Origin of the sequence: Brevundimonas sp. (genome assembly GCF_965227765.1) — a bacterium.
Classification (GTDB): Bacteria; Pseudomonadota; Alphaproteobacteria; order Caulobacterales; family Caulobacteraceae; genus Brevundimonas.
On the sequence record NZ_OZ245778.1, the window covers coordinates 2,555,918 to 2,575,961 of the forward strand.

Here is a 20,044-nt window from a genome sequence, read left to right on the forward strand (position 1 = left end):
CCTGACTCAGATCGCCCGCTTCGCCTTCAGGGGTCCCGGGCTTAGTCAGGCCGGATCATGACGTCTTTCGCCGGTTCTTCTATCGAACCCGGAGACGAATCCTGCTGCGCGCCTATCTGCCGACGCCTCACTCCGGGGTCGTCACCAGGAGACGGACCAGGTCTGTCAGATAGTCTCGGCCGACATAGACGCCTTCAATCGAAACACGCTCATCGAGACCGTGCTGGCCGTTGCCGTCGGGATCGAACCAGATGCCGGGAACGCCATAGACCGGGATGCCGGCGGGGCCGAAGTGGACGGCGTCCGTCGCCCCGGGGGACATGGACGGGATGACCGGAACGCCCGGGAAGTAGCGCTCCGACAGGGCCTCGATGGGCCCCATCACGACGGGATCCAGCGGCGGCGCGACCGCGATCTTGGCGATGGGCTCGACGAAGGTGATCGCGACGCCCGGATCATCGACCAGGGCCGTCAAGGCGTCGCGGATCTCGTGGATGTCCCGGCCGGGGAAGATGCGGCAGTTGACGATGGCGGCGGCGCGCTGAGGCAGGGCGTTGTTGGCGTGCCCGCCTTCCAGCATGGTCGCGACGCAGGTCGTACGCAGCATGCTGTTCAGCCCCCGGTCGCCCGAGACGATCGCCGCCGCAGCCGCGTCCTGGGGGTTCTGCGACAGGGCCGTCATGGCCCGGCCGATCTCGTCGTTGCGGATCGCGCCGACCCGGGCGAGGTAGGTCTGGGTCGTGGGCGTCACCTCGACCGGGAAGTCGTGATCGCGCAGTTTCTCGAGCGCATCGGCCAGTTGATATATGGCGTTGTCGCGGATCGGGATCGAGGAGTGGCCGCCGGGGTTCGTCGTTTCGAAGCGGAAGTCCTGATAGGTCTTTTCGCCGATCTGGACGCTCTGATTCAGCAGCGCGCCATGACCGTCGGTCTCCCCGCCCCCGCCCTCGTTCAGCACGAAATCGGCGGCGATGAGGTCGGGCCGGTTGTCGACCAGCCACTGGGCGCCGTTGAACTCGCCGCTCTCTTCGCCGCAGGTCAGAGCCATCTTCAGGGTGCGGCCGGGGACCAGACCCTCACGCCGGAACCGGGCCATGATATCGACCCAGACCGCCGCCAGTTCCTTGGTGTCGGCGACGCCGCGGGCATAGAAATATCCGTCCTCCTCGACCAGGGTGAAGGGGTCACGGACCCAGTCGGCCCGGCGCGCCTCGACGACATCCAGATGGGCCAGCAGCAGGATCGGCTTGGCGGCGTCCGTGCCCGGCAGGACGGCGACGACGCCCCCCTCCCTGGGATGCTCGGGGACCGAGAACAGGGTCAGTTCGTCATCGCCGAACCCCGCCGCGCGCAGATGCGCCGCCATGCGCTCGGCCGCCAGGGTGCAGCTGCCCTCGGACAGGGTGGTGTTGGTCTCGACCAGTTCCTTGAAGATGGCGCGAAAAGCCTGCTGGTCCGGCCGCAGATGGGCGGCACCGAAGGCCGGCCGATCCTGCGCCGACGCTGCACCCGCCAGGGTGGCCAGGCCCAGGGCCAAGCCTGCCGCGGCCATCCATGTCTTGGTCTTCATCGTCAGTCTCCAGTGGTCGTGGGCGCCAGATAGAGGTCGTACCAGTCGAGCTGTCGCTGCATCCGGTCCTCGATATGGCTGGGCGTGGTCAGGCCGTGGCTCTCGCCCGGATAGATCACCAGCCGGGTCGGCACGCCCAGCGAGCGTAGGGCCTGATACATCTGCTGGCTGCCGGCACAGGGGACGTTGTGGTCCTGCTCGGCGCACAGATACAGGGTCGGGGCGGTGATCCTGGGCGCATTGAAGAAGGCGCGGCTCATCCGCATCCAGCGCTCAGGCTCGGCCCAGGGCGCGCCCAGCTCGATCTCGTAATCCCGCGCGTACATGTCGACCCCGTAGCCGCCCAGGAAGTTGGCCATGCCCGCCCCGCTGACCGCCGCCCGGATGCGAGGATCGGACACGATCATGTAGTTGGTCAGGATGCCGCCATAGCTCCAGCCGCCGATGCCGATCCGGTCCGGGTCGACCAGGCCGGCGTCGATGAGATGGCTGATCCCGGCGGAGACGTCGGCCACGTCCGGTCCGCCCCAGTTCCCCATCTGCGCCTCGGCGAAGGCCTGGCCTCGGCCCGAGGAACCGCGCGGATTGGGCGCCAGGACCGCATAGCCCTGGGCGGCATAGATCTGCCAGTCGGCCATGAACTCGTGGCTGTACTGATAGACGGGCCCGCCGTGCACCCGCACGATAAGAGGCGGTTCGTCGCCCGGCCTGTACCCGAGGGGCAGGGTCAGCAGGCCGTGAATGGCGACGCCCTCGCTCTGCCAAGACACGTCGCGGACCTCGGCCAGGCGACGCTCGGCAAGCCAGCCGTTGTGATCGGCCAGGGTCCGTCCTTGGACCGCGCGCAGCACCGGCGGGGCCTGAACACCGCCGTCCACTACCGCGATCCGGCCATCCTCGCTGGTCGCGAACCCGGTGGCGAACCGGGTGCCTTGGGTCAGGTAGTCGATATGGCCGCTGACCGGATCGACGCGGGCCAGCCAGGTGTCGCGGTCCTGTTCAATCAGGGCCAGGATCGACTTCCCGTCCCCGGACCAGCGGGCGTAATAGGTCCAGCGGTCGATCCAGCCCGGATGAGTGATCTGCCCGCTATCCAGGTCCGCGACCGCCAGCTGGAAGGGCGCATACCAGGTCGTCTGCTCAGCCCCGCCCTGAACCCAGACCAGGCGTTGCGAATCCGGCGACCATTGCGGGCCGCCCGCTTCCCAGCTGGGGTCGGCGTCGCCGGCCTCGAATGTGCTGACCTTCGTCGCCTCGCCGCCGGTCGCCGCCATGACATAGACGTCCGAACAGATGTGTCTGTCGGCGTTCTCGCAACGGCTGGAGACGAAGGCGATCCGCGTCCCGTCCGGCGACCAGGCGGGGGACGCCTCGTCGAACTCGCCGTCCGTCAGCGCCGTGGCGGCCCCGCTGGCCAGATCGACACGGAACAGGTGGTTGCGCCGGTCGTCCAGCCAGGGCCGCAGGTCCTCGCGAAACTGATAGCGGTCGATGACGATGGGCGCGGTCGCATCCGCCGGCAGGCCGACGCGGGCTCCGACCTCGGCGACGACCACGGCAGCCGTTCCATCCGGCGACAGGCTGAAGGCGCTGATGCCGCCGGGCAGGTGCGTGACCTGCCGCGCCTCGCCGCCTTGCGACGGCAGGACCCAAAGCTGGGTATCCTGTTCAGGCCCGCCGTCGCTGAGGAAGGCGATGAACCGGCCGTCGCGGCTGGGCTCGGGCGCCCATTCGCTCACGCTCGGCGTGTCCGTCAGCGCCACAGCCGCACCGCCCGTCCATCCCACCCGCCACAGATCGCTCTGCTGCACGTCGCCGTCGCCAGCGCCGGTCACCGAATAGATCACAGCCTCGCCATCGGGCGTGAAGACGGGCTCGCCGATCGTGCGTTCACGCCTCAGGTCCGACACCGACATCGGCGCGCCCTGCGCCCACGCCTCCCCCGCCCCGCCGATCAGACCGACGGCGATAGCGAATGCGGGGGCGAGGCGATGGATCATGGCGTGACCAGTTCTCCGCCCTTGATGACCGCCTTCACGTCCATCAGCACCGCGATGTCGGCCAGCGGATCGCCCTCGACTGCGATCATGTCGGCGTAACGACCAGGGGCCAGGGCGCCGACGTCGTCGCTCCACATCATCGCCTCGGCGGCGACGGAGGTGGCGGATTGGATCGCCTGCATCGGCGTCATCCCATAGCGAACCATGTTGGGGAACTGGCGGCCATTCTGGCCCTGGGGATAGACGCCGGAATCGGTGCCGTAGGCGATCTTCACCCCGGCGGCCACGGCCCGGCGAAAGCCCTCGCGCTGGGCGTCGGTGGTCTCGCGGTTCTTGCGCAGGGTCTCGGCCGGCCAGCCGTCGCGCGTGCCGATCTCCTCGATGTAGTCGCCGTTATAGATGTCGGCGACCAGCCAGACCGGCCGCGTCCGCATCATGGCGATGCCTTCATCGTCGATCAGGGAGCCATGCTCAATGGTGCGGACCCCGGCGCGAACGGCGGCCTTGATCCCCTCGGCGCCGTGAGCGTGGGCGGCGACGAAGGAATGGCGGATCGCCGCCTCCTGCACCGCGATGCGAATCTGTTCCTCGCTCAGTTCCATCTGACCGGGCTCGGTGCCGACGGTCAGGACGGCGCCGGTGACGATCAGCTTCAGGAAATCGACGTGGCGCTGGAACAGCCAGCCCGCGCGCAGCCGCACGTCGTTGTCGTTGGTCACGACGCCGCGCCGCATCTCCTCGGGGATGACCACGTCCGGCGCCAGGCCGGTGATCTCGCCGCCGCCGCCCGGCACGGTGATATAGGCGCCGGCGACCGACATGCGCGGTCCCTCGACCCGACCGGCGTTGATCGCATCGCGCAGGGCGACATCGCCCAGGGCTCGCCAGGTCCCGACGTCGCGCACGGTGGTGAAGCCCGCCCTCAGCGTCAGCCGCGCGTTGCGCACGCCGTACAGCACGTCCTCGGCGGCGCTGGTCAGCAGAGGGTCGGCGACATGGGCGCCCTGATCGCCGCCGACCAGATGGGTGTGCATGTCGATCAGGCCGGGCAGGACCGTATAGGCCGACCAGTCCGTGACCGGCGCGTCCGTCGGCGCGCTCTGGAACGGCGCGACCGAGACCACGCGTCCATCGACGAAATGGATCAACTGGTCGTCCAACACCCGCCCGGCGATCGTGTCCACCAGACGCCCGGCGCGGACATAGCCTGTCTGGGCCAGAGCGGCGCCGGCGCTGAGCAGGGCCGTCGCCGCCGCGCACAGGCCGAGGATATTTCGCCGAAGCGGTCGATGGATCATGGGACTAGCTCCGAGCGGCCCGGTCGGCCGTATGTCAGTTGGATTCCGCGGCGGGCCGGCGCGCCTCGATGCGACGCGCGACCAGATGATAGAGGCCGCCGACAAGCAGCAGGACTAGGCCCCACAGGGCCGCCTCCGAGCCCGCGCCGATCATGGCCCCCAGGGCGTAGAGACCGCCCAAAACCCCGACCGCCGCCAGCGCCGCCGAGCCCGCCAGCTTGCGTTCATGCATCATCTTCAGCAGGGCCAGGGCGCAGGCCAGATAGGCGATCAGCGAGGCGTTGGTGGCCAACAGGATGATGAAGGTGAACAGGTCCGCCATCGACTTCGACCCGTTCATCAGCACCAGCACGGTCAGCAGGCTGCTGGACACCAGATGCGCCCGCACCGGAACGCCGCGCGGCGACAGCTTCGCCAGCCAGCGCGGAAACACGCCGTCGCGCGCCATCGCATAGGGCATCTCACCCTGCAGCATGATCCAGCCGTTCAGGGCGCCGAGCGCGCTGATGGCCGCAAAGGCCGCCAGGACCAGACGCGCCGTCCCGCCGCCCGCGCCGGGCCAATAGCGCGCCACGAAATCGGCCAGGGGCGCATTGGACGCCGCCGCCTGGTCCGCGGGCATCAGCAGGATCACGGCGGCGCAGACGACCAGATAGATGACCCCGGCCGCCACCGTCCCCACCATGGTCGCGCGCGGGATGGTCCGGGTCGGGTCCTTCACCCTGTCGGCCGGAACCGTCGCCGACTCGAGCCCCAGAAGCGCCCACAGCGTCAGGGCCGCCGACGCCGTAACCGCGCCGAGCGACAGGTCCGAAATCCTCAGCGGCGGGACCGGCGGCGCGTGACCGCTGGTCAGCACGATGACGGCGATCAGCGCCACGGCCGCCAGCGGCAGCAGCTTCAGCGCCGTCGTCGCCACCTGCACGCCACCCGCCCAGCGCACCCCCATCAGGTTGATGGCCGTGAACAGCCAGACCACGGCGCAGGTCACGATGGCGGGCAGCATCGGCACGGCCAGCATCCCCGGCGCGAACACCGCCAGATAGCTGACCGCCGCCGCAGCGATGGCCGCGTTGCCGACCCACAGGGATATCCAGTAGCTCCACGCCACCACGAACCCGGCGCTGCGCCCGAAGGCCTCGCGCGTATAGACATAGGGTCCGCCCTCGCGCGGGAACCGCCGCGACAGGGTGGCGAACACGCCCGCCAGGCATAGCCCGCCCGCGATGGTCACCACCCAGCCGACGATGGCGTTCCAGCCATAGGGCGCCAGAGACGCCGGCAGGAGGAAGACGCCCGACCCGATCATGTTGCCCACGACCAGAGCCGTGCACATCCAGAAGCCGAGAGCCTGTACGCTACCTCCCTTCGGCATGGATCAGGCCCGAGCCGTTACGCGATGAGTCATCGAACGGGGCGCCATCAGAACCGCCTTCCGACGCGGACGCCGATGGTCCTGGGCTGGGTCGGGATGAAATAGGTCACCCCGCCGCACACCGTCTCGGCGCACTGGGCGAACCGGCTCAACTGCGCCTCCTCGTCGAAGGCGTTCTTGACATAGGCCTCCAGCGACCAGATCCCGCTGTCCAGTCCGGCCGAGAAATCCACCAGGGTGAAGGACGGAATGTCGCCCAGGATCGCCGCGGGTTCGGTACGCAGGTCCGCCGGCGCGCTGGTCTGATAGACCATCGACCCCTGGACGTGGGCCGCCAGACTGCCGACCGTCCATTCATACCGCGCGATCAGGTTGCCCTTGAACTCGGGCGTGATCGGCAGGCGTGAGCCTTCGGGCGCCTCAGGCGCCGGACAGTCGGTTTCCGGATTGCCCTCCGCATCGACGAAGCCGCAGAAGTTCTCGGTCAGCTTGCTGTCGATATAGGCGGCCGAAGCCGTCAGGGTCAGACCGCTGGAGACCGCCCAGGTGATGTCCGTCTCTATGCCTTTGACCTCGGCCTGGCCCGCGTTCTTGATCTCGGTCAGGCCGCTCTGGCCCAGGAGCGAGAACTGGAAATTGTCCCATTCCTGCAGGTAGGCGGCGCCGTTCCATCGGACCCGATTGTCGAACAGGGTGGTCTTCCATCCGAACTCGTAGTTCTTCAGGTAATCGGACTGATAGGGCGGCAAACTGCCCCGCCGGTTGATCCCGCCTGGGCGATACCCCTCGGAATAGGTCAGGTAGATCAGCCTGTTGTCATCCAGCTTGTAGGTGACGTTGAACTTGGGAACCGTGTCCTCTTCCTTGATCGCCTTATCCAGATTGGTGCAGGGCGAACCGTCCAGAACCGGCAGGGTGGGATCACAGGCGGCGACGCCCGTGGTGCCGCTGAACCCGTCGCTGTAGCCAAAGAAGCCGTACAGGCTGTTCTCCGAGCGGAAGCCGCGTATGCCGGCCGTGACGCTCAGCTGATCGGTCAGATCGAAGGCCACCTCGCCGAAGATGGCGGTGTCGATATCCTCGCGCATCTGCTTGGTCAGCCAGATGGTGTCCTCGTAACCGGGCACGGAGATGTCGTCGCCGATGCCGTTGACCTTGTAGTCCTGGAAGATGTCGTGGGTCTGCTTCTGATAGAACAAGCCGCCGACGAAACGCAGGCGGCGGTCCTGGGGCGACGAGATGCGGATCTCGTGGCTCTGTTTGGTGAAGCCATCCACGCCCTGGATATATTGCGACGGGTTCACCGGATCGCCGGCGTCATCGACGAAGTAGGCGCCATAGCCGAACAGGGTGTCGTAGAAGAAGGCGTAGTCGGAGTAGTCGCTCTCGCTCTCGAACGTCCGCTCCATATAGGCGCCGGCATAGGTGACGTCGAAGCTGCCGATCCGCCCCTCGATCGCCAGGGCCGCCTGATACCACTCGTCGTCGGTGCGTTCGGGATTGAAGTGGGTCACCGCCAGGTCGCCCACATTGGCGTCCGAGCCGAAGAAGCCCGTGGCCTTCTGGACCTGTCCCATGATCGAGGGCGTGATGGTCCAGCTGTCGTTCAGGTCGATCCGCAGGGCCGCGCGCGCGCCATAGGTGTCGATCTGATTATAGTCGTCCTCGGCCACGTCCTCGTTGGTGTCGACGATGCCCGAGGTCGGGTAGGTCAGTGAGCCGAGGACATTGTCGATATAGCCGGCGTCGGTCTTGGACCAGCCAACCAGACGGATGGCCACGTTGTCGCTGATCGGCTGGTTGAAATAGCCCTCTGCGACATAGCCCTCGCCGCCGTGCGCGACGGTGTTGACCTCCAGGTTCACCCCGGCGGAGAAGCCCGACGGATCGGGTTTGTTGGTGATGATCCTGACCGTCCCGGCCTGAGAGCTTGCGCCATAGAGCGTGCCCTGGGGTCCGGCCAGAGCCTCGACCCGGGCGACGTCATAGATGTGGATGTCGAGCGCGCCCTGGATGGTCGTGATCGGCTGTTCGTCCAGATAGACGCCGACGCTGGGCAGGGAGCCTGAGTGGTTGCCGTCGCCGCCCGACGCCACGCCGCGCATATAGACGCTGCCGACGCCGGGGCCGAAGGTCTGGAACGAGACGCTGGGCAGGTATTTGGCGTAGTCGTCGAAGTCCGAAAGGTTCAGCTGCTCCAGCTTCTCCTGGCCAAAGACCTGAAGGCTGATCGGCACGTCCTGCAGGTTTTCCGACCGTTTCTGCGCGGTGACGACCACCTCGTCCAGCGTGGTCGCCGCCTCCTGGGCCATGGCCGCCGGAACGCCGTACAGCATGGTCGTGGTCATCAGCAGGGCCGGACATAGCGTCCGGCGCAACGCCCTGTGTGTTCTGGTATTCATCGATATCCCCTCGTTGAAGTCCAATGGATCGGCCCCGCCGTTATCGGCCGGCGGTGGTCGATGGCGTGCGGCGGCTAGATCGGCGGAGCCTCCGGATAGGTGTCGAGCACCGGCCCCAGCGCCGCCTTCAGCGGCTCCAGCCAGGGCTCGTAGTGACGCCAGTGCTCGACGGCGTCCTTGAAGATGGGCTGACGCACCTGCTCGGAACTGGCGGTGCGCACGGCGCGCTCGGTCTCGTAGAACTTGAGACAGGCCGGCTCGAACTCAAGGCCGCAGTAGTCGAGCAGAGCCCTGACCTCGGCCTCCGGAGCGGCGACCATGTTTTCATAGATGACGCGATGGACCCGGCCCGGCGACACCGCATCGAAGTGGGACATCAGCTCGACGTAGTCGCGGTAGTAGAGGCCGAGCTCGCTCAGGTCGTAGCTGAACCCCTGCCCCCGCGCGAAATGCTGCTTGAAGGCCGAAAAGCCGTTGGCCATCGGATGGCGCCGCGCATCGATGATCCTGGCATTGGGCAGGATCATCTGGATCAGCCCGACATGGGCGAAGTTGTTCGGCATCTTGTCGATGAAGAACGGCCGCCCCTGCTTTCTGTGGACGCGCGTCCGGGCGATGAATTCCTCGCCCAGTTCGGCCAGCCGCTCCGGCGGCAGGGCGGCCATGATCTCCGGATAGGCCGACGCCTCGCTGCGTTTCTTGCGCCCGCTCAGGTCCTTGGCGATGGCGATGATGTCGGGCAGTTCCATCGTGCCCTCGACCATCGAATGGCTCGACAGGATCTGCTCGATGAGGGTCGAGCCGGCGCGCGGCAGGCCCAGGATGAAGATCGGATCGGGCGCGGGGCACCCAGCCTGCCGGCCCGCCGCCATCAGTTCGGGCGTGAAGACCGCGCGCGACCGGGCGACGTGATCGGTGGTCTCGGCGGCGTCATACTGGACCGACTTGCGCCGCAGGGCCGCCCCGGCCTCGTAATGGCGGAACGACGCCGCATAGTCCTTTGCGTCCTCGAACGCCTTGCCCAGGGCATAGCCGAGGTGAAACCGGTCCTCGTCGCTGATGTCCGTGCGCGCCAGCTGCGCCTGCATGGCGACCCGGTCCTCGGCGGTGAACTTCACCGTCTTGAGGTTGGCCAGGCTCCAGTAGGCCTCGCCCAGTTCCGGTTGCAGGGCGATGGCCTTGCGATAGGCGTCGATACAGTCGTCCTGGCGGCCCACGGTCTTCAGCGCGTGACCAAAGCTCATCCAGGCCCGCGCGTGCTGCGAATGTTCGGCCAGCACCCGTTCGTAGATTTCGATGGCGGCTTCGTATTCGCCGATCCGCACCAGGCATGCGGCCTTCAGGTTCAGATAGGTCGGATGATCCGGCTGCCGGGCCAAAAGCCGATCCAGCAGCTCCAACGCCTCGACCGACTTGTTCTGGCGATAAAGGGCCAGGGCCAGCTGATGCGCGGCGGCCTCGAAGCTGGGCGCTAGGTCCACCGCCCGCGCCAGCAGCCGCTCCGCATCGCCGTAGCGTCCCATGCGGGCGGCCAGTTCGGCCAGCATGCGAATGGCGGCCACGTCGGTCGGATGGCGGCGCAGATGGCCCCGCAGCAGGGGCTCGGCTGCGTCCAGCCGATTGGCGACCAGAGCCGCGCCCGCCGCGACGAGATCGGGGTCCTTGCGCGTCGCAGAGACATAGCGGACGAAGGCCGTGTCGGCGCCCGCCGCATCTCCGGCTGCGAAAAGCTGATCGGCCAGGGCGCGCCAGGCCACCCCCATCTGCGGGTCCAGACCCACGGCGCGCGTCTGGGCCGCGATGGCGCCCGCGGCGTCTGCGTCCGCGGCCAGGGCCAGGCCGAGTTCATGATGGGCGGCGGCCCAGCCGCTGTGGCTATCGACCAGGCTGCGCGCGGCGGCGGCGGCGTCGGCCGCCCGCCCTTGCGTGCGAAGGGTCGCCGCCAGCAGCAGGCCGGCGTCCCTCTGCCCCGGAACGGCCCGGAGGATTTCGCGAATCTGGGTCTCGGCCAGAGCCGGCTCGCGGCGTGACAGACGTTCGGCATGCGCCAGCGCAGTCGCCAGGTCTCCCACAGCCTCCTGCACCATCTGCGCGCCCATGACCCCGTCCTGGCTCACGGTCGAACGGAGCGTTCGACCTGGAATTCCGTGCCGTCCCGATCTCGCCCCAGCCCGATTCGCCCGCTATTTCGTCACGCGTTTCTTATTGTACGGTCACACAGTAATCACGGTTGTGCGACGCACGCAACCGACCCCGGAACACCGCTTGATCACGGCTCGGTGTTATAATACGTTTGTACAACAGCGAGTGAAGCCGCGCTGGGGGGAACGCCTGTGTCGCTGCATGAAATCCTGCCCAATACGCCCGCCGACCCTGACGCGGACTGGACCCTGCCGGCCTGGATCTACGACGACCCCGAGTATTTCGAGGTCGAGCAGGCGCGGGTGCTGCGTCCATCCTGGCAGGTCGTCTGCCACCTGAACGACATCCCCCAGATCGGTGACTGGCGCACGCTCGAGTTTCTCGGCGAGAGCATTGTCGTGGTGCGCGGCGAGGACATGCAGGTCCGCGCCTTTTCCAACGTCTGCCGCCACCGGGGATCCAAACTGGTCGACGGCCATGAAGGCTGCGCGCGCAAGCTGGTCTGCCCCTATCACGCCTGGTCCTACGAACTGGACGGCCGGCTGACGGGCGTGCCCCTGGGCGCCACCTATCCCACGCTGGACAAGGCGACGATGGGACTGGTCCCGGTCGAGCTTGAGATCTATCGCGGCTTCGTCTTCATCCGACTGGAAGGCGGCGGCCCCTCCCTGGCCCAGATGATGGCCCCATATGACGCCGAGATCGCGCCCTATCGGTTCGAGGACCTTCAGGCCATCGGCCGCGTCACCATCCGCCACCGCACGGTCAACTGGAAGAATGTCGCCGACAACTATTCGGACGGCCTGCACATCCGCGTCGCCCACCCCGGCCTGACCCGGCTGCTGGGCGCCAGCTACGGCGTCGAGGCCAGCCCATGGTGCGACAAGATGTGGGGCGATATCGGCGTGCGCATGTCGGACAATCCGTCCGAGCGACTGTACCAGCACTTCCTGCCCCACGTGGACCACCTGCCCGAGGGTGCCCAGCGGCGCTGGCTCTATTTCAAGCTCTGGCCGTCCGTCGCCTTCGACATCTATCCGGACCAGATCGACTTCATGCAGTTCCTGCCGGTCTCGCCGACCGAGACCCTGATCCGCGAAATCTCCTACGCCATCCCCGACGACCGTCGCGAGATGAAGGCGGCGCGCTATCTGAACTGGCGGGTCAACCGCCAAGTCAATCTGGAGGACACCGCTCTGATCCAGCGCGTTCAGGACGGCATGGCCTCGCCCAGCTTCACCGTCGGTCCCCTGAGCGAACAGGAGGTCTGCCTGCGCCATTTCGCCGGCAAGGTCCGCGACCTGATCCCTGAGGCGCGACTGCATCACCGTCCCGCGTCCGGCTGGAGCCGGCGCCCCAAATCCGTTTCGTGAGAGACCCAGCATGACCGCTCCCCTCGACGCCGTGATCATCGGCGGCGGCCACAACGGCCTGGTCTGCGCCTTCTATCTGGCGCGCGCCGGCATGAAGGTCCGCATCCTGGAACGGCGCCACGTCGTCGGCGGCGCGGCGGTGACCGAGGAGTTCCATCCCGGCTTCCGCAACTCGGTGGCCAGCTACACCGTCAGCCTGCTGAACCCCAAGGTCATCGCCGACATGGAGCTGCCGCGTCGCGGCCTGCGCATCGTCGAACGCCCCATCTCCAACTTCCTGCCCCAGGAAGACGGCGGCTATCTGAAACTGGGCGGCGGACTGGAGAAGACCCAGGCTGAATTCCGCAAATTCTCTCATCACGACGCCGAGGTCCTGCCCGCCTATTACGAGGCCCTGGAAGGCGTCGCCGACGTGCTGCGAAGCCTGGCCATGAAGACCCCGCCCAATGCCGGCGGCGGGCTCAAGTCGCTGCTGGCCGCCGTGGTCCAGGGCGGCCCGCTGGCCACGCTGTCCCTGTCGAAACAGCGCGACGTGCTGGACCTGTTCGCCAAGAGCGCGCGCAGCTTCCTGGACGGCTGGTTCGAGAGCGAGGCGGTCAAGGCGGCCTTCGGCTTCGACGCCGTGGTCGGCAACTACGCCAGCCCCGACACCCCCGGCTCGGCCTATGTCCTGCTGCACCATGTCTTTGGCGAGGTGAACGGCAAGAAGGGCGCCTGGGGCCACGCCATCGGCGGCATGGGCGCGATCACGGGGGCCATGCGTCAGGCCTGCGAGGAACTGGGCGTACAGATCGACCTCGACGCGCCGGTCGCGCGCGTCCTGGTGGATAACGGCCGTGCCGTCGGCGTCCGTCTGGAATCCGGCGAGGAGATCCGGGCCGCCCGCGTCATCTCCAATGTCGGTCCGGGCCTGCTCTACAACAAGCTGTTCGACCCAGCGGATCTCGACGTCGAGTTCAAGCGCCGGGTGAAGGGCTTCAAGGCGGGCTCGGGCACCTTCCGCATGAATGTGGCCCTGTCGGAACTGCCCGATTTCACCTGCCTGCCCGGCAAGACGGTCGGGGAACACCACCAGAGCGGCGTCATCCTGGCCCCGACCCTGGACTACATGGACCGCGCCTTCCTCGACGCCAAACAGTACGGAATGTCCAAGGCGCCGATCGTGGAGATGTTGATTCCATCCACAGTGGACGACAGCCTTGCGCCCGCCGGCCAGCACGTCGCCAGCCTGTTCTGCCAGCAGTTCGCGCCGGTCCTGCCGGACGGTCGCAGCTGGGACGACGAACGCGAGGCCGCCGCCGACCTGATCATCGACACGGTCACCAAACACGCCCCCAACTTCAAGGCCTCGATCCTGGGTCGCCAGATCCTGTCGCCGCTGGATCTGGAGCGCACCTTCGGCCTGGCGGGCGGCGACATCATGCACGGCGCCATGTCGATGGATCAGCTTTGGGCCGCCCGCCCCTTCCTGGGCCAGGCCGACTATCGCGGGCCGCTGACGGGCCTTTATCTGTGCGGCGCCGGCGCCCATCCGGGCGGCGGGGTGACGGGGGCGCCCGGGCACAATGCGGCGATGGAAATCCTGTCTGACCGCCCGCTGCTGGATCGGATGCTGAAGCGGGCCTAGTCGGACACCAGAGGCCGGGCCAGGAGATCGTCCAGCCAGCGTTCGGCCACCCGGCCGGCCTCTTCGGCGGTGAAGGCGCCGCCGTCCAGGCACAGCTCCAGCCAGAGCCCGTCGACCAGGGCCGTCAGCCCGACGCCCATCAAGCGCACGTCTGCGTCGCGGGCGTCCGTGGGCAGGCAGGCGCGGATCAACGGCTCCAGATCGCCGCGATACAGGGCGTAGATTTCCTGATGCACGACGCGCAGGCCCGCATCGCCCCGGCTCAGGCTCCAGAAGGCGACCCAGGTCGCCAGCAGCACAGGGTCCATGACCGGTGGGCGAAAGCTGGCCACGACATAGGCCCGCAGCCGGTCGCGCGCCCCCTCGCCCGCCGCCTCGACCGCCTCGGCCAGGGTCACGGCGACGCGCTCGCCCACCTCGCGATAGGTCGCGGCCATCAGGTCGTCGACGCCGGTGAAATAGTGGGTCAGCAGGCCGGGCGACACGCCCGCCTCGTTACAGATGGCGCGCACGGAGCATCCGGCCGCGCCCTTGTCGGCCAGACACCGCATGGCCGCCTCGATCAGCTCGCGCCGCCGGACGTCGGGTTGGATTCGTCTGTAGCTGGGACGCGCCATCCCTCGTGCTCGTAAAGCGTTGCGGCTCAGAGCGATACCTTCGGCATGATTTGCCATTGAAAGGGCGGTCGTCGAAACCGCACCCGCAGGCTGGCTATCTGTCGCCGGACAGCATGGGCCCCGTTTGTGAAACAGGCCGGTTGTCGTTGTCGCTGAAGTAGATATCCGTGGTCGTCGCCCTGGGCCCGACTGCTTGGCGTCGCAGTCGCAGCATGGCGTGAAAGTCTTCGGCCAGTTCCATCAACTGCCAGTCCGACAGTTTGCCGCCCAGGCCGATGATCTCGTCTTCCAGCCTGGAGAACGCGTGGCAAGAAATCCCGGGGCGCATGGGCATGAAGCCTCCTGAACTGTTCCGCCGAGCCCGCCGGAACCTTTCTTCCAGCTACAGGATGAGTCGGTCGGCCTGTCAGGAGGGCAGCATGCTTAACGCATCCCGCCCCCGCCGTTTGCGCAGGAGAACTCCACAGGTTTCGACGGTGGCGCCGGGCGTGATGCCGCCGATCCCAGGCTGAGGCCCCATTGATGTGAGCGGGCGATCCTGACTAGGGCGCAGTGGCTGCTCGGCGACCGGGGCCATGATGCGGACGGGTTCAGGGGCTCCTTGCAGGCCAACAGCATCACTGCCTGCATTCCCGGGTCGGGCCCATCCGCTACGACAAGCGTCGATACAAAAACCGATACCGCATCGAACCGAAGGTCGGCACAGACAGAAGGTCCTTGCGCGAATAGCGGGCCAGAGCTGCCTGTTTTCGGGCGCGCCCTACCAGCTCAGGCTTAGGCCGGCGCGGAAGGTGCGCGGCGGGCCATAACCCTCGATGCCGTCGCCGGTGCGAGAGACGGGCGCCATCTCATCAGACAGATTGTCGAGCGCGGCGTAAAGGCCCAGGCCCTCACGCACCTTCCACTCCGCCCGCGCATCGGCGGTCAGGGCGGCGTCCAGGATACGGCTGTTCAGGTCGTCGTCGAAGCGTCGGCTTTCGTAACGGGCGCGGATCGACAGTGTCAGCCGATCCGCGGCCTGCCAGTCCGCACCGGCGGTGGCGCTCCATACCGGGGCCTGGGCGGGGCGCAATCCCGTCAGTTGCGGCGCCGCCGATCCACCATCCAGTTCGGCATCGGTGGCTGCAACGGCGCCAATCAGCGTCACGCGATCCAGGCGATGCTCGGCGTTCAGCTCGATCCCGACAGCCTCGATCAAACCCGCATTCTGGCGCTGGCGCAGAACGCCGCCTGCGGGCACGAACCCACCGCGCGGCAGGGCGGGAATGATTCCCGGCCCCTCCCCCAAGGTCACATTGACGATGGCGTCCTCGATCCGGTTCCAGAACAAGGTCGCGCCCAGACGGGTTCGAGACCGGTCCCACGACAGCCCGGTCTCCACGCCCTGCAACCGCTCCGGCTCCAGGGCCGCGTTGGCCTCGGTGATGTCATTGCCGACCCGGAAGGGACGGTGCAACTCGTTCAGGGTCGCGGGGCGGAACCCGGAATAGGCGGCGGCGCGGGCGGCCAGCCCGGCCCCCAGGTCGCGCCGGGCGGCGATACGGGCGCTGACGACCTCGCCCGAACGGTCGGGATCGGTCTCGTCCAGCGTGGGCAGGCCGGTGGCGCGGTCGAGTTCAAGGCGGCGGCCGTTCTCGTTGCGCCACTGATCGACGCGCAAACCCCCGGCGATCAGCCACGGACCTTTTGTCAGGGAACCCTCGGCATAGGCCCCGACCACAGAGGTCTCGCCGCCCGCGAAGCGGTCGCGGGTGAAAACCGAGCCGCCCGAGGGCACGGGCATGAAGCGAAACCGCTCCTGGGTCTCGCCTTCGTTGAAGCGGGCGTCAGCGCCGACCTCCCACTCGACGGCCTGCCCCCAAAGGCCCGGACTGCGTCCCCGCACCGCACCATTCAGACCCCAGCCGACGGCGGGGGTGGCGTACTGATTGTTGGCGGGTGTGGTGCCGGAGCGATCCGACGCCACGGAGGCCGAGGTGTTCGAGAAATCGCTCTCGCGCCGCCAAACCTGGGCCCGCCATCCCAGCCGACCGGAGGTAGGCGTGCGGGCCAGGGTGGCTGAATAGCCGTGGCCGCTGGCGGCCGATCGGGTGTTCAACAGACCCGAACCCCGCTCCTCATCATAGGCCGAGGCTCGCAACGACAGTGCGGTGACGTCATCCACGGCGACATCGACGCGCAGGGCGGCGCTCTTGGCCAGCAGGCTCAGCGGCGTATCGGCAGCGCCCGCCGCGTCTCCGCGCACAGGTGTATAGCCGCTCGACTGGTCGTAGAGGGCCGAGCCGGTGATCGACACGCGGCCTTGCGTCAGGGTCGTGGCGGCGCCCAGGCGGCGACCACCGTCCTCACCCACGGACACGTCCAGGACCCCACCGGGCCGGTCACGTTCGCGCAACTGGATCACGCCCGTCAGGGCTCCGGCGCCATAGGGGCCCGCGCCCGCGCCGCGCACCACGTCGAGGCTTTCCAGACTTTCTGGCGCAACCTGGGACCACAGGACCCAGCCGCCGAACGGATCATTGATCGGCACGCCGTCCAGGGTGACCAGGGTGCGGCCGGCGCCGGATGGCGCGATGGCTCTCAGGCTGATGCCCTGGGTCGTCGGATTGGCCGCCAGGCTGGACGTACGGCGGAAAAGGGACACCGCCGGCACGCTGGCCAGGGCCTCATCCAGCCGCACCGCGCGGCCCAACTCGGCCTGGTCCAGGCGAATGACAGAGAAGGCCGCGTCACCGGCGGCGGGCGGCAATCGCGCAGCCGTAACCACGACGTCAGGCAGGTCGGCGGGCAGATCCTGAATCATGGGGCAGCATGGTCCGGGCGGGCCGGAAAAGACACCACCTATCAACGGACAGGACGATCCGTCTCAGGCGGGATGGACGTCGCCTGCGCTCAGGCCGCCTTGCTCCAGGCATGGAGCACTGCGTTGGGAATCTGGCTGTCGGCGACCGGCATGGGGCGGCCCAGCAGATACCCTTGCACCTCGTCGCAACCCTGGTCGCGCAGGAAGGTCAGTTGTTCCATCGTCTCCACGCCCTCGGCCAGAACCGGGATGCCCAGGCTCTCGCCCAGGGCCAGCACAGCGCGAATGATGGCCGCCGACTGAGGTCCGCCGTTCAGCTCCGACATGAACGAGCGGTCCAGCTTGATCTTGTCGAACGGGAAGGCTCGCAGCGTGGACAGGGACGAATAGCCGGTGCCGAAGTCATCCATGGCGATGGAGACACCCAGCAGTTTCAACTGCCGCAGGATGTGGGTCGTGCGGTCTAGGTCGGTGATCATCGCCGTCTCGGTGATCTCCAGCTCCAACCGCGAGGGGGCCAGGCCCGTCTCGATCAGGATCTGATGCACCAGGCGCGGCAGATCGACGTGACCCAGCTGGATTGGCGACAGGTTGACCGCGATCTTGTGCGGCTCGGCCCAGGTCGCCGCCTCGGCGCAGGCTGTCCGCAGCACCCATTCTCCGATCGGCAGGATCAGGCCGGTTTCCTCGGCCAGGGGAATGAAGTCGGCGGGCGAAATAAAGGAGCCGTCCGCCTGGCGCCAGCGCAGCAGGACCTCATAGCCCGTGACGTCGCCGGTTTCGGCATCGGCCTGGACCTGCCAGTTCAGGCTGAACTCATTGCGGTCCAAGGCCTCGCGCAGTTGCAGAACGACACGCCGGCGATTGCGGACCGCCTCGTCCATCTCCTCTTCGTAGAAACAGACATCTGTCGTCAGGGCGGCCTTGGCCCGGTACATGGCCAGATCGGCATTGTTGATCAGGGCCGATATATCGGCGGCGTCCTGAGGCCAAACCGCGACGCCCGCACTCATGCCGCAGGCGACCTCCGCGTGGCCCAGGTCGACGGGTTCGGTGATGGCCAGACGCAGCCTGCTTGCCAGATCCAGGGCATCCTCGCGCCGTGAAACCGGGGTCATGGCCACGAACTCGTCGCCGCCCAGACGCGCGATGAACTCGCCAGGCCGGATCGCCGCCCTCATGCGTTCACTGATCCGAACCAGAAGCTGATCGCCCGCCGCGTGGCCGTGGATATCGTTGACCTCCTTGAAGCGGTCGAGGTCGATGGCCAGCAGGGCGATGTGTGGATTCGCGACTTCGTCGGCGGTCTGGCGGCTCAGCCATTCCAGGAACGAGGCGCGGTTCGGCAGGCCGGTCAGGCTGTCGTTGCGGGCCAGATGAGTGATGCGGCGCTCCTGCGCCATGCGCGCGCGCAGATCCCGCACGGCATAGATGGTCAGTATAGCCGAGCCGGATTCGCGCACCTCGCTGCGGACGGCGATCTCGACCGGAATTTCGCCAGCGGCTCCGTCCAGCACGGACTGGGTCAGGCCGTCGACCGCCAGGTCTTCGGTGGTCTGGAACCAGCGTGCAACCGGCTCGCCCACGACGAGACCATGGGGATGATCGACCAGCATGGCGAAGGCTGCATTGGCAGCGATGATCCGGCCTTCCTGTGCGACGACCATGCCGTCGACGCTGCCTTCCACCAGTTGTTCCAGTCGCAGACGCGCCTGGACACGCGCCTGGACGTCCAGCGCATGACTGGCGATTCCGGTGCCGAGGACCAGCAGGCCCACCGCGGCGACGGCGAAGGCCAGCACCAGATTGGCCTGATCGCCCGTGATGTCGCCCACGTTCGGAGCCAGCGGAATGATCGTCATCGCCGTCATGCCGATGAAGTGGAGGGCCACGATGCCGCAGACCATCAGCCCAACCGCGGGCAGGGTCGATCCGGTTGACCCGGCTGCGCAGGCCCGGTTGAAGGCGCCGACGCCGAACATCACCGAGCCGATCACCGACACGGCGACATAGACGGCGGACCACTGAATCAGGGCCTCGGCTGCGAAGGCGTCCATGCCGACATAGTGCATGGCCGTCACGGTCAGGCCGAACATCAGACCACCCACCTCGCCCGCCCCGCGTCGGCGTCCGCTACCGACCCAAAGGGCGGCGGCGCTGCCGAAAATGGCGACGGCCAGGGACAGCCCCGTCAGGCCCGGCTCGTAGGCGACGTCCACGCCCGGCCGATAAGCGATCATGGCCACGAAATGGGTGCACCAGACCGTCGCACCTGATGTCAGGGCGCCCAGAAACATCCAGGCCAGGCGCGAGCCCTGATCCGCGTGTCGCAGTTTCTGAAACAGCCTGACAGTGATGAACGCGCCAAGCAGGCACAGGCCGGCCGCCAGGGCGACGAGCCAGAGATCATGACCGTCGGTCAGGCATGAGAGGAAGCGCATACAGATACTCGGGGAAACTGGGCGTCTGTTTACGGCCAAGCTCCTAATCAACGACGACTGATCAGGGTGAATGAACTGTCAATATTCGTCGCGGCAGGCCGTCCTGTCAGCATAGGCGGCGTGATAATCGATTTCGGAACGCAATCGACAAGAAACTACTCATAGTTGCAAAGCATTCAGTGGATGGTGTCTTTTCGCTTAGGCGATATCGGCGTTTGAACCCGTCGCGCGATCTTCGAAGACGGCGCTGCCTGCACCGGCATCGGCCAATGACCGTCTGTATTCTTGGGGTGCAAACTCTCCCTCCGGCGCATCTGCGGATCATGGCGCGCGACCAACATCTCTCCGGATTGGCCCCAAGCCATCTCCGATTGGGGCGAAAAATGGACAGTTGTT

The 20,044-nt window shown here is 67.3% G+C and carries 12 protein-coding genes and 1 pseudogene; 3 read left to right on the forward strand and 10 right to left on the reverse strand.

Features of this window, described 5'->3' with window-relative positions; all coding sequences use genetic code 11:
* Positions 1-127: 127 nt before the first annotated feature.
* The 6 genes from ACO05L_RS12330 to ACO05L_RS12355 form a co-directional block, all read right to left on the reverse strand.
* Entirely contained in the window at positions 128-1,570 is a 1,443-nt protein-coding gene (locus ACO05L_RS12330; protein WP_421729458.1) for a M20/M25/M40 family metallo-hydrolase, read from the reverse strand.
* 2 nt (positions 1,571-1,572) lie between these two features.
* On the reverse strand, positions 1,573-3,570 hold the full coding sequence (locus tag ACO05L_RS12335; RefSeq protein WP_421729459.1) for a S9 family peptidase: 1,998 nt from the start codon (positions 3,568-3,570) through the stop codon (positions 1,573-1,575).
* Complete coding sequence (locus ACO05L_RS12340; RefSeq protein WP_421729460.1) at positions 3,567-4,868, reverse strand: amidohydrolase family protein; 1,302 nt, start codon at positions 4,866-4,868, stop codon at positions 3,567-3,569. The genes ACO05L_RS12335 and ACO05L_RS12340 overlap by 4 nt, the downstream gene beginning before the upstream one ends.
* A gap of 34 nt (positions 4,869-4,902) precedes the next feature.
* Positions 4,903-6,243: an amino acid permease gene (locus ACO05L_RS12345; protein WP_421729461.1), complete on the reverse strand. Its 1,341-nt coding sequence runs from the start codon at positions 6,241-6,243 to the stop codon at positions 4,903-4,905.
* Between the two features lie 47 nt (positions 6,244-6,290).
* The gene (locus tag ACO05L_RS12350) at positions 6,291-8,591 is read right to left on the reverse strand and encodes a TonB-dependent receptor (RefSeq protein ID WP_421729462.1); all 2,301 of its coding nucleotides are present in this window, start codon (positions 8,589-8,591) and stop codon (positions 6,291-6,293) included.
* A 128-nt stretch (positions 8,592-8,719) separates the two neighbouring features.
* Positions 8,720-10,744, reverse strand: a complete 2,025-nt coding sequence (locus ACO05L_RS12355; RefSeq protein ID WP_421729463.1) for a tetratricopeptide repeat-containing sulfotransferase family protein — start codon at positions 10,742-10,744, stop codon at positions 8,720-8,722.
* 234 nt (positions 10,745-10,978) lie between these two features.
* On the opposite strand from ACO05L_RS12355, the gene ACO05L_RS12360 reads away from it, so the two are divergent.
* Both ACO05L_RS12360 and ACO05L_RS12365 read left to right on the forward strand, forming a co-directional pair.
* Entirely contained in the window at positions 10,979-12,160 is a 1,182-nt protein-coding gene (locus ACO05L_RS12360; RefSeq protein WP_421729464.1) for an aromatic ring-hydroxylating oxygenase subunit alpha, read from the forward strand.
* Between the two features lie 10 nt (positions 12,161-12,170).
* Positions 12,171-13,787 carry a phytoene desaturase family protein gene (locus ACO05L_RS12365; RefSeq protein ID WP_421729465.1) on the forward strand — a complete coding sequence of 539 codons (1,617 nt, stop codon included), beginning with the start codon at positions 12,171-12,173 and terminating at the stop codon, positions 13,785-13,787.
* Here ACO05L_RS12365 and ACO05L_RS12370 read toward each other — a convergent pair.
* Positions 13,784-14,404, reverse strand: coding sequence for a TetR family transcriptional regulator C-terminal domain-containing protein (locus ACO05L_RS12370; RefSeq protein ID WP_421729466.1), 621 nt, complete (start codon positions 14,402-14,404; stop codon positions 13,784-13,786). The genes ACO05L_RS12365 and ACO05L_RS12370 overlap by 4 nt on opposite strands.
* Before the next feature lie 94 nt (positions 14,405-14,498).
* Positions 14,499-14,738 carry a hypothetical protein gene (locus ACO05L_RS12375; RefSeq protein ID WP_421729467.1) on the reverse strand — a complete coding sequence of 80 codons (240 nt, stop codon included), beginning with the start codon at positions 14,736-14,738 and terminating at the stop codon, positions 14,499-14,501.
* A gap of 204 nt (positions 14,739-14,942) precedes the next feature.
* On the opposite strand from ACO05L_RS12375, the pseudogene ACO05L_RS12380 reads away from it, so the two are divergent.
* Positions 14,943-15,106 (forward strand): annotated as a pseudogene (locus ACO05L_RS12380) (IS5/IS1182 family transposase); the annotation flags it as partial.
* Between the two features lie 58 nt (positions 15,107-15,164).
* Here the strand turns inward: ACO05L_RS12380 and ACO05L_RS12385 are convergent.
* Together ACO05L_RS12385 and ACO05L_RS12390 are read right to left on the reverse strand one after the other, a co-directional pair.
* Complete coding sequence (locus ACO05L_RS12385; RefSeq protein WP_421729468.1) at positions 15,165-17,207, reverse strand: TonB-dependent receptor; 2,043 nt, start codon at positions 17,205-17,207, stop codon at positions 15,165-15,167.
* A gap of 89 nt (positions 17,208-17,296) precedes the next feature.
* Positions 17,297-19,648 (reverse strand): bifunctional diguanylate cyclase/phosphodiesterase, encoded by a 2,352-nt coding sequence (locus ACO05L_RS12390; RefSeq protein WP_421729469.1) that lies wholly within the window; start codon positions 19,646-19,648, stop codon positions 17,297-17,299.
* Positions 19,649-20,044: the final 396 nt, after the last annotated feature.